We start from the raw sequence: 14,789 nt of genomic DNA, 5'->3' as shown, positions 1-14,789 counted from the left end.
GCGAAGGCCCGCCAGGTCGAGTACACGATGAACGCCAGCAGACCGGCCGCGGTGGCGGCCGGGGCCAGCCACCAGCGGTCGGTCCGCAGGTGCGGGGCGGTGATCGCGGCGCGCGTACCGCTGTGTACGCCGCCGCTGTTCAGATGGGGTTCCGTACCAGTGGCCAATGCATGACTCCGGTCGGGTCAGGGGGTGGGATCAGGGGGCGCGGCGGTCCCGGGCGCCGAGACCCTCGTCATCCGTGTCGATCCACAGAGAGTCGTCGTACGGCGTGTCGGGGATGGTGACGAGCTCCGGTTTGCGCTGCGTGGTGGGCGTCGCGGCCGCGTCCCGCAGCAACGCGACGCTCTCGCGCAGATGGTTGGCGTCGGCGCGGACGCGACGCATCTCCAGCCCGCCGGTGCCCAGCTGCTTCTCCAGCCTGCCCACGGACCGGGACAGGTCGTCGAGGCAGCGCTGGACCGCTGTCAGTTCGTCTTGCACGGACATGACGTGACCTCACTTCCGTGGGCCCTTCGGCCCTGGGTGGTGACGTTCATGCGCCTGCGAGTGTTGCGCGTCACACCTATCGCTGTGAAGGGATGTGCAGCGATTGGCGGATTGCGCGCCTCCATTGCACGCCCGCATGCGCTCTGTGTACGCCGGAGAGCCGAAAAGGACGACGAGCGTGATTGCGCCGTACGGGAGTGCATTGCTCCGCACGGGTGGCCTTGCACGCTCCGGCCGCCGTGTCGTCTCCGCCTGGCGAACCCTTTCCTCTTCAGTGGGGGCCTTAGATCTGATCAGCTCCAAAATACCGCCAAACGTGATCAGAACGTACTTAATGTAACCGGCGGGAGCAGCTCCCCGGAGGTACCTCAGATGTCCCACGACGGCTTCGGATCCAGGCCCGGCCGCAACGCGGTCATGCGCTCGGTGGCCTTCCTGACCGCCGGCGTGCTCGGCGTGCCCGCGCTCGCCGGCTGCAGCGACCCGGATCCCGCCGGCAAGCCGCTGGCCGGGCAGGACATCGCCCCGGCCGCCCGGGACCGGATCGCCGACGGCGGCACGCTGCGGTGGGCCGTGGACGCCGTACCGGAGACGCTGAACACCTTCCAGTCGGACGCCGACGCCACCACGACCCGGATCGCGCAGGCCACGCTGCCGTCGATGTTCCGGCTCGACCAGAACGGCCGGCCCGAGCGCAATCCGGACTATCTGGAGTCCGCCAAGGTCATTGAGACCGAGCCCAAGCAGGTCGTCCTGTACAAGCTCAACCAGCAGGCCGTCTGGAGCGACGGCCGGGAGATCGGCGCCGCCGACTTCGCCGCCCAGTGGCGGGCCCTGTCCGGCAAGGACAGCGCCTACTGGACCGCCCGCAACGCCGGCTACGACCGCATCGAGAGGATCGAGCGCGGCGCCAACGACCTGGAGGTGCGGATCACCTTCGAGCGGCCGTACGCGGACTGGCGGTCGCTGTTCTCGCCGCTGTACCCGAAGGAGGTCATGGGCACGCCGGACTCGTTCAACGACGGGGCGCGGCGCAAGCTCAAGGTCACCGCGGGGCCGTTCACGGTGAAGAAGATCGACCGCAAGGGCGACGAGGTCGCGCTCACCCGCAATCCGCGCTGGTGGGGGGAGCGCGCCAAGCTGAACGAGATCGTGCTGCGCGCCGTGCCGCGCGACCAGCGGGCCGCCGCGCTGGCCGCGGGACAGCTGGACCTGGCCGAGATCGACACCGCGGCGGCCCGGCGCATCGCGCTCGCCGCGCCCCCTCGGTCCGCGACCGCCGGTGCCTCCGCCAGTGCTTCCGGTACGCCGCTGATGGGCCCGGAGCCGGGCGCCAGGCTGACCCTGGAGCAGCGCCGGGACCAGGCGAAGTTCCGCGGCTTCGAGGTACGCAAGTCCCTGGAACCGGCGTACACCCAGCTCGCCCTGAACGGCGGCGACAGCCTGCTCGCCGACGAGCGGGTGCGGCGGGCGCTGGCCCGCGCCATCGACCGTGAGGAACTGGCGAAGCTGGTCCTGGCCCCGCTCGGCCTGCCCACCGAGCCGGTCGGCAGCCACCTCGCCCTGTCCGGCCAGGCCGCGTACGCCGACAACAGCGGGGCGGTCGGCGGCCAGGACACGGCGGAGGCGCAGGCGCTGCTCGCGGACGCGGGGTGGGTGCCGGGAGGGCCGGTCAAGGAGAAGAAGAAGGGGGACGGGGAGGGCGCCGCGGGGAGTGAAGGGAAGAAGGGCGAGAAGGGCGAGAAGGGCGAGAAGGAGGCGGACTCCGGGGACAAGTCCAAGGCCAAATCCGACTCCGGGGAGAAGCCAAAGGCCAAGTCCGACTCCGGCGACGAGTCCAAGTCCAAGTCCAAGTCCGATGCGGAGTCCGAGGACGAGGAGACGTACATCGTCGGCGAGGACAACAAGGCCGGCGGGGACGAAGGGCACACCGCGAAGAGCGACGGCGAGCACGGCTCGCGGCATCTCGCCCAGGACGGCAAGCAGTACGGCAACAAGCAGTTGCAGCAGGGCGGTGCCGCGCCCGGCGCGTACGCCCCGCGCGGCACCGCCGCACCGGCGGGCGCGGCGGCCCGGCCGCTGGCCAAGGACGGTGAGCCGCTGGCGCTGCGGTTCGTGGTGCCGTCGGGGGAGGGTTCGCAGACGCTGCGTACCGTGGCGGACCGGATCGCGATCATGCTGGAGCGGGTCGGTATCCGCACCGACATCGTCAAGGTCTCGGACGAGAGCTACTTCAAGGACCACATCGCGTCCGGCCAGTTCGATCTCGCGCTCTACTCCTGGCCGGCCTCCGCCTATCCGGCGACCGACGCCCGGCCCATCTACGCCAAGCCGGTGCCGGCTGCCGACGGGTCGCTGAACGTCGAGCAGAACTACACGCGGGTCGGGACCGACCAGGTCGACCAGCTCTTCGACCAGGCGATCGCCACCCTCGACGAGTCCGAGGCGCGGGCGCTGATCCGCAAGGCCGACTCGCGGATCTGGGCGGCGGCGGGGTCTCTGCCGCTCTTCCAGCGGCCCCAGCTGACGGCGGCGCGCACGAGTGTCGTCAACGCGGGCGCCTTCGGCTTCGGGACGCCGGTGTACGAGGACATGGGTTTCCTGAAGAAGGGCGCGAACCCGGGGCCGAGCGGGTCGTCCAACTGAGGACCGCCCCCGCTGAGAGCCCCAGCGGGGGCCTAAACGGCCCCTCACCTGCACCGACGTATCCCGGCGAGCCTCAGCGGCAGCGGCCCCGTACCATGGGGTGAGGCCGTGGCGTGTCCAGCCCGGCAGGGCCCGCGTAACACAGACATACGCGAGAGCCGTCCTCACCACTCCGGGAGTACGCCGCAATATGGCCACGCGCCACGACATCCGCAACGTCGCCATCGTCGCCCACGTCGACCACGGCAAGACCACCATCGTCGACGGCATGCTGAAGCAGGCCGGCGCCTTCGCCGCGCACCAGCTCGAAGGCGTCGACGACCGCATGATGGACTCGAACGACCTGGAGCGTGAGAAGGGCATCACGATCCTGGCCAAGAACACGGCGGTGAAGTACCACCCGAAGGACGGGGGGGACGTCATCACCATCAACATCATCGACACCCCCGGCCACGCCGACTTCGGTGGCGAGGTCGAGCGCGGTCTGTCGATGGTCGACGGTGTCGTCCTGCTCGTCGACGCCTCCGAGGGCCCGCTGCCGCAGACCCGCTTCGTGCTGCGCAAGGCGCTGCAGCAGCGCCTGCCCGTCATCCTGTGCATCAACAAGACGGACCGCCCGGACTCCCGGATCGACGAAGTCGTCAACGAGACCTACGACCTCTTCCTCGACCTGGACGCCGACGAGGAGCAGATCGAGTTCCCGATCGTCTACGCCTGTGGCCGTGACGGCATCGCCTCGCTGACCAAGCCGGAGAACGGCACGGTCCCGGCCGACTCCACCAGCCTGGAGCCGTTCTTCTCCACGATCCTGCAGCACATCCCGGCCCCGACCTACGACGAGGAGGCCCCGCTCCAGGCGCACGTCACCAACCTGGACGCGGACAACTTCCTCGGCCGTATCGCGCTGGTCCGCGTCGAGCAGGGCGAGCTGCGCAAGGGTCAGACGGTCGCCTGGATCAAGCGCGACGGCTCCATCAGCAACGTCCGCATCAGCGAGCTGATGATGACCGAGGCGCTGACCCGCAAGCCCGCCGAGAAGGCCGGCCCCGGTGACATCTGTGCCGTCGCCGGTATCCCGGACATCATGATCGGCGAGACCCTCGCGGACACCGAGAACCCGATTCCGCTGCCGCTGATCACGGTCGACGAGCCCGCGATCTCCATGACCATCGGCACGAACACCTCGCCGCTGGTCGGCCGTGGCGGCACCGGCAAGGGTGCCGACAACAAGGCGGCCGTCAAGGACCGCAAGGTCACCGCCCGCCAGGTCAAGGACCGCCTCGACCGCGAGCTGATCGGTAACGTCTCGCTGCGCGTCATCGACACCGAGCGTCCCGACGCCTGGGAGGTCCAGGGCCGTGGTGAGCTCGCGCTCGCCATCCTGGTCGAGCAGATGCGCCGCGAGGGCTTCGAGCTGACCATCGGCAAGCCGCAGGTCGTGACCAAGGACGTCGACGGCAAGGTGTACGAGCCCGTCGAGCGTATGACGATCGACGTCCCCGAGGAGCACATGGGCGCGGTCACGCAGCTCATGGGCGTCCGAAAGGGCCGTATGGACAACATGTCCAACCACGGCTCGGGCTGGGTGCGCATGGAGTTCGTCGTTCCGTCGCGTGGCCTCATCGGTTTCCGGACCGAGTTCCTGACCCAGACCCGCGGCACCGGCATCGGCCACTCCATCCACGAGGGCTTCGAGCCCTGGTTCGGCACCCTGCAGACCCGTAACAACGGATCGCTGGTCGCCGACCGCTCCGGTGCCGTCACCGCGTTCGCGATGACCAACCTGCAGGAGCGCGGCGTGCTGTTCACGGACCCGGGTACCGAGGTGTACGAGGGCATGATCGTCGGCGAGAACTCGCGCTCCGACGACATGGACGTGAACATCACCAAGGAGAAGAAGCTCACGAACATGCGGTCCTCCTCGGCCGACTCGTTCGAGGCGATCGTGCCGCCCCGTAAGCTCTCCCTGGAGCAGTCCCTGGAGTTCTGCCGCGACGACGAGTGCGTCGAGGTGACGCCGGAGGCCGTCCGTATCCGCAAGGTGAACCTGGACGCCCGCGAGCGCGCCCGCGCCGCGAGCCGCGCCAAGCACGGCTGAGTATCGGACACCTGAGCCCCGGCTCCCCCGTCATGGGGGAGCCGGGGCTTTTTGCAACTCTTTTTCCGGTGGCCGAGAATCGCCCTCCTGTCCGAAATGCGGAGATCCTCGCCCGATACCCATGTAACACGTCCGTTTCGCGACGTTCTTTGACCCAACGCTTTGTCCGGATTTTGGAAGGTCTTCACGTCAGCTGTGACTGAATTGAGATTTAAAGACAGTGGTCGGTAGTTGGCTCATGGCAGATAGTTAGCCGCAGCGCTCGGGTCAACGGGTCTCGCACTGTGGGGACAGTGCCGACTCACGAGCAACAGGGGGTCGCCTGATCCTCCGTCAGGGGTGTCGGAGGAAGAGGCGCACACCTCCTACGCGCGTCCGGCTGCGGAGTTCCGCACGCCTCGCTTTGGCATACCCATACCAGCGAAACGGGCGAAACGTGACAAGTGGTATCGGCATTGAGGGTGGCGGGACCTCGGTCATCGCGGACGGTGCACCACAACCGGACGCGAAGACCGAGGACGAGCAGCTGATCGGGCGTTCGCCCGGCCAGCTGATGTGGATCCGCTTCAAACGGGACCGCACCGGGGTGATCTCGGCGTACGTCGTCATCTTCTTCTTCCTGATCGGCCTGCTCGCCCCGGTGATCTCATGGCTGTACGGCAAGGACCCGTACACCGTGTACGCCGACGAGCGCCCCGAGCTGTTCGACAGCGCCGGTGTGCCCGTGCAGCCCAACGGCGGGATCAGCGGCGAGTTCTGGTTCGGCCTCGAACCCGGCAACGGGTACGACGTCTTCACCAAGCTGCTCTACGGCATCCGGACTTCGCTCGGGATCTCGGTCGCCGTCACGATCGCGACCGTGCTCACCGGCATCCTGCTCGGTATCACGGCCGGCTATCTCGGCGGCCGGACGGACTACTGGATCAGCAGGGTCATCGACTTCCTGCTGGCCTTCCCGTCGCAGCTGTTCTTCATCGCCAGCATGCCGGTCGTGGTCTCACTGTTCGTCAGCCCGCGCGACGAGACCCCGGTCTACGTCCGGGTGGTCTCCCTCATCCTGGTGATGTGGTTCCTCGGCTGGATGAGCCTCGGGCGGATCCTCAGAGGCACCACACTTGCCCTGCGAGAACGGGAGTTCATCGAGGCGGCCAAGGTCAGCGGGGCCCCGCCGTGGCGGATCATCCGCAAGGAGATCCTGCCGAACGTGGTCACGCCGATCCTCGTGCAGGGCACGTACATGCTTCCCAACTTCGTGACCGCCGAGGCCGGTCTGTCCTTCCTCGGCGTGGGCATCGTCGAACCGACGCCGGACTGGGGGCAGATGTTCTCCAAGGCGTCCACCGAACTCGTGATGCAGAACGACATCACCTACATGTTCTTCCCCGGCATCTCGATGATCATCTTCATCGTGGCCTTCAACCTGCTCGGGGACTCGGTCAGGGACGCCTTCGACCCCAAGACGGCGCGCTGAACCACTGGTTGGCACTTCCTTCGCACTGGTGACACACAGATGGGTGGAAACTGAGTGATAAGTAGGGGCGGACGCCACGTATACGCGGCAATCTCGGTGCTCGCGGCCGGCGCACTCGTGCTGACCGGGTGCAGCGAGGGCGGCAGCAAGGGCACTGGCAACGACAAGGAACAGAAGGAGAACGCCGAGCGGCAGCAGGCGGCGATCGAGTTCGGGGACGCCGAGGCGTCCAAGGGCCCCGCCGCCGAGGTCCCCGGCGCCAAGCCCGGCGGCACCATCTCGGTGCTGGCCCGCGACAGTTACGCCCACCTCGACCCCGGACAGGTCTACGTCCAGGACGAGATGGCGGTCTCCCAGCTGCTGCACAGAGGGCTGACCGGCTATAAGGCGACCAGCAACGACGGCAGCAAGCACGAGGTCGTCGGCGACCTCGCCACCGACTCCGGTACCACCACGGACGGCGGCAAGACCTGGAAGTTCACGCTCAAGGACGGCATAAAGTTCGAGGACGGCTCCGCGATCACCTCCGCGGACGTCCGGCACACCTTCGAGCGGCAGTTCGCGTCCTTCATCAACCAGGGCCCGCCCTACGTCCAGCAGTGGCTGGCCGACACCCCGGGTGCCGACTACCGCAAGCTGCTTCCGGACGGCCCGTTCAAGGGCAAGCACCTGCCGGACAGCGTGCTGGAGACGCCGGACGAGAAGACGGTGGTCTTCAAGTTCAAGAACCCGCACCCCGACCTGCCGTACGCCCTGGCCATGACGGGCTACGCCATCGTGTCCGAGAAGGGCGACACGAAGGAGAAGTACGACAAGGACCCGGTGGTGACCGGGCCGTACAAGATCCAGGAGTTCAAGTCCGGCAAGTCGATGGTGCTCGTCAAGAACGAGAACTGGGACGCGGCCACGGACCCGCTGCGGCACCAGTACGTCGACAAGTTCAACATCACGTTCAACCAGCAGTACGAGGACTCCACCAAGGCCCTGCTCGCCGACAGCGGCAGTGACCAGACGGGCGTCAGCTTCAGCAACCAGGTCGACGCGGGCAACCTGACCAAGATCCTGAACGACCCGAAGATGAAGTCCCGTACGGTCTCCGGCTTCCAGCCCTACGTCGGCCAGATGAACATCAACCTGGCCCACCCGGAGATGAAGGACATCAAGATCCGCCAGGCCATCGCCTACGCCCTCCCGGTCACGCCGTTCGTGCGTGCCTACGGCGGCACCGACGCGATGGAGGTCGCGGGCGGCATCATCAGCCCGACCGTCACCGGCTACGACCCCGGCTTCGACCCGTGGGGCAAGAAGAAGAAGCCCGCCGGTGACCCGGCCAAGGCCAAGGCCCTCCTGGAGGAGGCCGGCAAGACCGGTCTGAAGCTGACCTTCGGCTACATCAACACGCCCGAGGGCCAGCAGTACTCCACCGCCATGGCGGCGGGCCTGGAGAAGGCCGGCTTCGACGTCCAGCGCCAGGAGATCCCGGCCGAGACCTACTACGACCAGGTCAGCAAGCTGGACAACAACTACGACATCTTCCACACCGCGTGGGGTGCCGACTGGCCGTCCGCCTCGACCGTGATTCCGCCGCTGTACGACGGACGCGCGATCGCCGAGGGCGCCCAGAACTATTCGCAGGTCAACGACTCCAAGGTCAACAGCGAGATCGACCGGATCAACAAGATCACCGACCCGGTCAAGGCCGCGACCGAGTGGAACAAGCTCAATGAGTACCTGGTGAAGGACGTCGTCAACGTCGTCCCGACCGCGTACTACAAGCAGACCCAGATCGCCGGATCCAAGGTCGGCGGCCTCGTCTACGACGACATCATCGCCGGCGTCGACCCGCGCCGCCTGTACGTCAAGTAACCCCGCCCGCCCGGCACCCGGTGCGTCCGCCCTCCTTTGCGGGGGACCGCGCACCGGGTGCCGCCCGGCCCGCCGACGTCTGAGAGCTGCTTGCCATGCTGCGCTTCCTGGTCCGCCGGTCCCTCGGCGCCGTCGTCATCCTCTTCCTGCTGAGCATCGTCGCGTTCCTGCTGTTCTTCGGGATGCCGCGCGACCCGGCGCTCCTGATGTGCGGCAAGACGTGCACCCCGGCCAACCTGGAGAACCTGCATCGGGTGCTGGGCCTCGACAAGCCGATCCCCGAGCAGTACTGGATCTTCCTGACCAACCTCGTCACGGGCAGCGACGACTTCGCCCAGGGCCCGTGCCCCGCCCCCTGCTTCGGCTACTCGTACCACTCCAACGAGCAGGTGTGGGGCACCCTCATGGACCGCCTGCCCACCACCCTCTCCCTCACCATGGGCGGGGCCGTCTGCTTCCTGATCGTCGGGCTCGGCACCGGCCTGATCGCCGCGTGGAAGCGCGGCACCCTCATCGACAAGACCTTCACGGCCGGCGCGATGGTGATCAGCTCGATGCAGATCTACTTCCTCGGTCCGCTGGCCCTGGCGATCCTCGTCTACCAGACCCAGGTCTTCGACAAGCCCGCCTACAACGAGTTCACCCAGAACCCGGGCGCCTGGTTCACGGGCCTGATCATCCCCTGGGTCGTCCTCTCCACGATCTTCGCCTCGCAGTACACCCGTATGTCCCGCTCGTCGATGATCGAGCAGCTCCAGGAGGAACACGTCCGCACCGCCCGGGCCAAGGGCATGTCACGGCGGTACGTCTTCTTCCGCTACGCCTGGCGCGGCTCGCTGATCCCCATCGTCACCATTTTCGGCATCGACCTCGGCTCGCTGCTCGGCGGCGCCATCATCACGGAGTACACCTTCGGTCTGCCGGGGCTCGGCCGGCTGGCGGTGGAGTCGGTGTTCTTCAGCGATCTGCCGCTGCTGCTGGGCGTGATGCTGTTCTCCGCCACCATGATCCTGCTCTGCAACATCGTCGTCGACGCGACGTACGCCTTCATCGACCCGCGCGTGCGGTTGTCCTAGGTAGGAGCACTGACGTGACCACTCTGACCAAGGAGGCCGGCGCCCCGGTCCCGGCCGACGCGGACGCGTTCCTGTCGGTGCGGGACCTGCACGTCAGCTTCAAGACCGAGGACGGCGTCGTACGGGCCGTGGACGGGCTCTCCTTCGACCTGGAGCGTGGCAGCACGCTGGGGATCGTCGGCGAGTCCGGCTCTGGCAAGTCGGTGACGAACCTGACGATCCTCGGGCTGCACAACCCCATGTTCACCACCGTCGAGGGCGAGATCCTCCTGGAGGGCCAGGAGCTGACCACGGCCCGGGAGTCCGAGCTGGAGAAGCTGCGCGGCAACAAGGTCGCCATGATCTTCCAGGACCCGCTCACCGCGCTGTCGCCGTACTACACGGTGGGCCGGCAGATCGCCGAGCCGTACATGAAGCACATGCGCGTCTCGAAGAAGGTCGCCTGGGAACGGGCGGTGGAGATGCTGGGGAAGGTCGGCATCCCCAACCCGAAGCAGCGGGCGAAGGACTATCCGCACCAGTTCTCGGGCGGTATGCGCCAGCGCGCGATGATCGCGATGTCGCTGGTCTGCGACCCGGACCTGCTGATCGCGGACGAGCCGACCACCGCGCTGGACGTGACCGTCCAGGCGCAGATCCTGGACCTGCTGAAGGATCTGCAGCGGGAGTTCGGCTCGGCGATCATCTTCATCACCCACGACCTCGGGGTGATCGCCGACATGGCCGACGACATCATGGTGATGTACGCGGGCCGGGCGGCGGAGCGCGGCACGGTCAACGAGGTACTGAGGGCGCCGCAGCACCCGTACACCTGGGGCCTGCTGAACTCGATGCCACGCCTGGACTCGGACCCGCACACCCCGCTGTCCCCGATCCCCGGCACTCCGCCGTCCCTGCTGCGCCCGCCCTCCGGCTGCCGCTTCCACCCTCGCTGCACCTTCCAGGACCGGGTCGGCGGCACGCGCTGTGTCACCGAGGTCCCGTTGCTGGGCCCGGACCGCTCCTCGGCCTGTCACTTGACGGCGGACCAGAAGCGGACCATTTTCACCGAAGAGATCAAGCCCCGACTGCACTAGCCCGATCAGCCCCGTCCGAGGAGGACCACGGCTATGACAGAGGACCTCGTCCTCCCCGCACCCCGCGGGGCCGCCACCGACGCGTCCGGCGAACCGCTGCTGGAAGTGGAAGGGCTCGTGAAGCACTTCCCGGTCAAGGGCGGCTTCCCGATCCGCAGGACCGTCGGCCAGGTGCAGGCGGTCGACGGCATCGACCTGACGGTGCATGTCGGCGAGAGCTTCGGGCTGGTGGGGGAGTCGGGCTGCGGCAAGTCGACGACCGGACGGCTGATCACCAAGCTCATGGAGCCGACGAGCGGCCGGATCGCGTACCGGGGCAAGGACATCACGCGCGCCACACGCAGGCAGCTGGCGCCGATCCGTTCCGAGATCCAGATGATCTTCCAGGACCCGTACTCCTCGCTGAACCCGCGCCAGACGGTCGGCAAGATCATCTCCGGCCCGATGGAGATCAACGGCATCGAGCCGGACGGCGGAAGGGAGAAACGGGTCAGGGAGCTGCTGGAGATCGTCGGTCTGAACCCCGAGCACTACAACCGCTTCCCGCACGAGTTCTCCGGCGGCCAGCGCCAGCGCATCGGCGTGGCACGGGCGCTGGCCCTCGAACCGAAGCTGATCGTGGCCGACGAGCCGGTCTCGGCGCTCGACGTCTCCATCCAGGCGCAGGTCGTGAACCTGCTCCAGAAGGTCCAGCAGGAACTGGGCATCGCGTTCCTCTTCATCGCCCACGACCTGGCCGTCGTACGGCACTTCTCGCAGCGCGTCGCGGTCATGTACCTCGGCAAGATCATCGAGGTCGGCGACCGCGACTCCATCTACACCCGCCCCCGGCACCCCTACACCCACGCCCTGCTGTCGGCCGTGCCCGAAGTGAGCGTGGCCGACGAGGACGCTCCGTCGCGCGAACGGATCCGCCTGGCCGGCGACGTGCCGTCCCCCATCTCCCCGCCCTCCGGCTGCCGCTTCCGCACCCGCTGCTGGAAGGCCCAGGACAAGTGCGCGGCCGAGGAGCCCCCGCTGATCCAGATCGAGGGCAACCACGACGGCCACCTGACGGCCTGCCACTTCCCGGAGGAGCCGACGATCGAGGCGCGGGACGAGGACATCGTGCTGGATCCGGCGCTGGCGGCGCTGGAGGAGTCGCACGACTAGGCGACAAGGGTTGTCAGTGGCCGACGGTACGTTGGGCGCATGTCGATATCCGTTGGGCTCAGCCTTGATGTCTCCGGTCTGCAGACGGGAGAGGAGACGGCGCGCGTCGCCGCGGCGCTGACCGCGTTCCTCACCGAGCACGATCTTGAGAGGGACGTGACGGTCGGAGAGGGTGCGTCGGCGGGGCAGGTCTCCGCGTGGAGCGAGTACCCCATCATCGTGACCCGGTTCGGCAGCTGGGCCGACAAGGTCGAGCAGGGGGCTCACGACACCGTGCGGGCGGTTGCTCCCGCCGCACAGGTTGACCTCAGGTGGAGTTTCGAGGACGAGGACGACTAGGGCCTGTCGTGTGGATCAGGTCGGCCGGGAGGCCCGTCGGGCCAAGGTGATGATCTCCGGGGCGGCGGGTGTGACCGGCGTCCGTGCCCAGTCGCCGTACTGGTCGGCGACGGTGAAGCCGGCTTCGTGGAGGTAGGCGGACAGGGCTTCGGGGGTGAGGAACCGGAGGGTCGTGCGGCTGATGACCGGTTCCGGCCAGGTGTCGCAGGCGTACGTCTCCGTGAAGGTCACGCGGTCTCCGACGACAGGACCGTCGACGTGGTGCCATACGCGTACGGCACGCCCGTCCGCGCCGGTGACCGTACGGGTCCTCTCGGGCGTCCACGTCTCCCAGGCCCGCGCGGCGGGATTCCGTGTCTCGAACACGAAGCGCCCGCCGGGGCGCAGGGCCTGGTGCAAAGCCCGCAGCACCTCGCGCAACTCCTCGTCACAGAGGAGTACTTGGAACGCGTGCCCGGTCATCACGACCAGATCGAACTCCGCTCGCCAGTCCCGCGTCCGCAGATCCCCGAGCACCCACTCCACGTCGGTGCCGTGCCGCCGCGCCTCCACCAGCATGGCAGCGGCCGGATCGAGTCCCACGAGCCGCCCACGGTGACCGCCGGCCCGGGCGCGCCGCAGCAGCCGGCCCGTGCCGCAGCCGACGTCGAGTACCGGGCCGGCGGCCCGCATGAGCCCGAGGTAGAAGTCGTCACCCGGCCCCCAGGGGTTGAGGGTGTCGTACAACGCGGCGAGCGCAGGATCCGCGAACGACCGATCGACCACGCGCGGAAGTCTGCCACAACGAACTCGAACGCGAGGGAAGGGCCGGGGAGTTGCTGCATCACGTGGAGCTGTGGGTGCCGGACCTGGGGCGTGCGGTCACGTCGTGGGGGTGGTTGCTGGAACGGCTGGGCTGCGAGCCTCACCAGGACTGGCCGGCAGGCCGCAGCTGGCGCGCGGGGGACACGTACCTCGTGGTCGAGGAGTCGCCTGCGCTGCGGGGCGACCGGCACGACCGGCTGCGGCCCGGCCTGAATCACCTGGCGTTCCACGCACCGGGCGGACGGGCGGGCCTCGACGCCCTGGTCGCGGAGGCGCCGCGGCACGGCTGGAGGCTGCTCTTCCCGGATCGGCATCCCTATGCGGGCGGGCCCGAGCACTACGCCGCCTATCTGGAGAACGGCGACGGCTTCGAGGTGGAGTTGGTGGCGCGCGAGCCCTGATCCGGACCCTGTTCCCTGGCCCATTCCGGGCCCTGTTCCCTGGCCCATCCCGGGCCCTGATCCCGGACCCTGATCCCGGGCCCTGATCCCGGGCCCTGATCCCTGCCCCCGAGCCCTGTCGCCGTCGCCCCGCCGGTCAGCGGACGACCCGTCCCCGCAGCACGATCCGCCGCGGATGCCGCAGCACCCCCGGCTCCACCCGCGGATCGGCGTCGTACACCGTCACGTCGGCGAGCCCGCCCTCCACCAGCCCCGGCAGACCCAGGAAGTCCCGTGCCGTCCAGCTCGCCGCACCCACCGCCACGTCGGCCGGCAGGCCCGCGGCGATGAGGTGCTCGACCTCGGTGGCCACGTTGCCGAAGGGGGCGGAGTCGGTGCCGGCGAGCACGCGGACGCCGGCGTCGTGGGCCTCGCGGACCCGGCGGATCATGATGCGGTGGCCCTCGTGCCAGAGGCGGCCGCGGGGGTTGTCCTTGATGTCCGGCACGCGGCGCGCGAACGTCGTGAGGGTGGGGACGTAGACGGTCCCGTGCGTGGCCATCAGCTCGACGCACTCCTCCGGCATGCCCATCCCGTGCTCGATCGAGTCGACGCCCGCCCGCGAGGCGTTCAGTACACCTCGCGCCGACTGGCAGTGCGCGGCGACCCGCCCCCCGACCGCGTGCACCGCCTCCGTCACGGCACGCAGGATGTCGTACGGCACCGGATCCGCCTCGTAGTCCCAGTCGCCCATCAGCTTGCACCAGCCGTCGTGGGCCTTGGTCTCCGCGACGGCAGCGGTGACGAGGTCGTCGGTGACGGTGTGGAAGTCGGCGCTCCTGGACAGTCCGGCCCAGGCCAGCCACCTCCCCGCCGTGATCATGCGCGGGGTGTCCGGTGCCTCGCGCAGGGCTGCCGGGACCTCGCCCAGCAGTCCTGGGAACCGCAACGCCGTCGTCCCCGCGTCCCGGTGCGCCGCGATCTGCTCGGCGAACACCTCGGGGTCGAAGACGGGTTCGTCCTCGGACGGGGACCCGGGGTGGGTGTGGACGTCGACCAGCCCCGGCAGCAGGTAGCCGCCGTCCGCCACCGTCCGCGTCTCGCCGGACGGGCGGTCGAAGGTGATGCGGTCGCCGAGGAGCCAGAGGTCGCGGTGGGTGCCGTCGGGGAGGGTGGTGCCGCGCAGGTGGAGGGCCATGGAGAGGCAGTCTTGTTCGCCCGCCCGCTTGACCACAAGGCCGCATCGCGAACGCCCGTGACCGGCTGGCCGGGACAGCGGCCGGCGAGGGTCTGCCGCTGCGCGCGTACCTGGCCCGCCTCGCGGACTCGCTGTTCACTCCCGCTCAGCGTGCCGACCTGGACGCGGAACTCGATCGCCGGCTCGCCGAGGCG

Annotated in this window: 12 protein-coding genes; 9 read left to right on the top strand and 3 right to left on the bottom strand. The window is 68.7% G+C overall.

All coding sequences use genetic code 11. The features are described from left to right. Positions 1–198: 198 nt before the first annotated feature. Positions 199–489 carry a hypothetical protein gene (locus ACFY5C_RS36490; protein ID WP_328423859.1) on the bottom strand — a complete coding sequence of 97 codons (291 nt, stop codon included), beginning with the start codon at positions 487–489 and terminating at the stop codon, positions 199–201. A gap of 372 nt (positions 490–861) precedes the next feature. Here ACFY5C_RS36490 and ACFY5C_RS36485 point away from each other — a divergent pair, with 372 nt between their 5' ends. From ACFY5C_RS36485 to ACFY5C_RS36450, 8 genes are all read left to right on the top strand, one after another. Beyond that, positions 862–3,135 (top strand): ABC transporter substrate-binding protein, encoded by a 2,274-nt coding sequence (locus tag ACFY5C_RS36485; protein WP_389453054.1) that lies wholly within the window; start codon positions 862–864, stop codon positions 3,133–3,135. A 190-nt stretch (positions 3,136–3,325) separates the two neighbouring features. Beyond that, positions 3,326–5,233, top strand: coding sequence for a translational GTPase TypA (typA, locus tag ACFY5C_RS36480; protein ID WP_362380722.1), 1,908 nt, complete (start codon positions 3,326–3,328; stop codon positions 5,231–5,233). Positions 5,234–5,669: 436 nt separating this feature from the next. After that, complete coding sequence (locus ACFY5C_RS36475) at positions 5,670–6,704, top strand: ABC transporter permease (RefSeq protein WP_389453052.1); 1,035 nt, start codon at positions 5,670–5,672, stop codon at positions 6,702–6,704. A 57-nt stretch (positions 6,705–6,761) separates the two neighbouring features. Continuing rightward, positions 6,762–8,570, top strand: coding sequence for an ABC transporter substrate-binding protein (locus tag ACFY5C_RS36470; protein ID WP_389453072.1), 1,809 nt, complete (start codon positions 6,762–6,764; stop codon positions 8,568–8,570). Between the two features lie 95 nt (positions 8,571–8,665). Next, a complete protein-coding gene (locus tag ACFY5C_RS36465; RefSeq protein ID WP_389453049.1) occupies positions 8,666–9,646 on the top strand; it encodes an ABC transporter permease in 981 nt (326 codons plus the stop codon). A gap of 14 nt (positions 9,647–9,660) precedes the next feature. Beyond that, complete coding sequence (locus tag ACFY5C_RS36460; RefSeq protein WP_389453046.1) at positions 9,661–10,722, top strand: ABC transporter ATP-binding protein; 1,062 nt, start codon at positions 9,661–9,663, stop codon at positions 10,720–10,722. Between the two features lie 33 nt (positions 10,723–10,755). After that, positions 10,756–11,874, top strand: a complete 1,119-nt coding sequence (locus ACFY5C_RS36455; RefSeq protein ID WP_389453043.1) for an ABC transporter ATP-binding protein — start codon at positions 10,756–10,758, stop codon at positions 11,872–11,874. Between the two features lie 39 nt (positions 11,875–11,913). Beyond that, positions 11,914–12,213: a hypothetical protein gene (locus tag ACFY5C_RS36450; RefSeq protein WP_389453040.1), complete on the top strand. Its 300-nt coding sequence runs from the start codon at positions 11,914–11,916 to the stop codon at positions 12,211–12,213. Positions 12,214–12,228: 15 nt separating this feature from the next. Here ACFY5C_RS36450 and ACFY5C_RS36445 read toward each other — a convergent pair whose 3' ends face one another. After that, positions 12,229–12,978, bottom strand: a complete 750-nt coding sequence (locus ACFY5C_RS36445; RefSeq protein WP_389453037.1) for a class I SAM-dependent methyltransferase — start codon at positions 12,976–12,978, stop codon at positions 12,229–12,231. Between the two features lie 50 nt (positions 12,979–13,028). Here ACFY5C_RS36445 and ACFY5C_RS36440 point away from each other — a divergent pair, with 50 nt between their 5' ends. After that, complete coding sequence (locus ACFY5C_RS36440) at positions 13,029–13,418, top strand: VOC family protein (RefSeq protein WP_389453034.1); 390 nt, start codon at positions 13,029–13,031, stop codon at positions 13,416–13,418. Between the two features lie 136 nt (positions 13,419–13,554). On the opposite strand, the gene ACFY5C_RS36435 is transcribed toward ACFY5C_RS36440, so the two are convergent. Continuing rightward, positions 13,555–14,595 (bottom strand): amidohydrolase family protein, encoded by a 1,041-nt coding sequence (locus tag ACFY5C_RS36435; RefSeq protein ID WP_389453031.1) that lies wholly within the window; start codon positions 14,593–14,595, stop codon positions 13,555–13,557. Between the last annotated feature and the right edge of the window lie 194 nt (positions 14,596–14,789).

Source organism: Streptomyces sp. NPDC012935 (genome assembly GCF_042900345.1).
Lineage (GTDB): Bacteria > Actinomycetota > Actinomycetes > Streptomycetales > Streptomycetaceae > Streptomyces.
The sequence above is the reverse complement of the archived record's forward strand: the minus strand, read 5'-3'. Positions and strand labels throughout refer to the sequence as shown.

Coding starts and splice junctions, on each gene's coding strand:
- ACFY5C_RS36490 (WP_328423859.1), bottom strand. CDS start 489: ATGTCCGTGCAAGACGAACTGACAGCGGTCCAGCGCTGCCTCGACGAC.
- ACFY5C_RS36485 (WP_389453054.1), top strand. CDS start 862: ATGTCCCACGACGGCTTCGGATCCAGGCCCGGCCGCAACGCGGTCATG.
- typA (WP_362380722.1), top strand. CDS start 3,326: ATGGCCACGCGCCACGACATCCGCAACGTCGCCATCGTCGCCCACGTC.
- ACFY5C_RS36465 (WP_389453049.1), top strand. CDS start 8,666: ATGCTGCGCTTCCTGGTCCGCCGGTCCCTCGGCGCCGTCGTCATCCTC.
- ACFY5C_RS36455 (WP_389453043.1), top strand. CDS start 10,756: ATGACAGAGGACCTCGTCCTCCCCGCACCCCGCGGGGCCGCCACCGAC.
- ACFY5C_RS36450 (WP_389453040.1), top strand. CDS start 11,914: ATGTCGATATCCGTTGGGCTCAGCCTTGATGTCTCCGGTCTGCAGACG.
- ACFY5C_RS36435 (WP_389453031.1), bottom strand. CDS start 14,595: ATGGCCCTCCACCTGCGCGGCACCACCCTCCCCGACGGCACCCACCGC.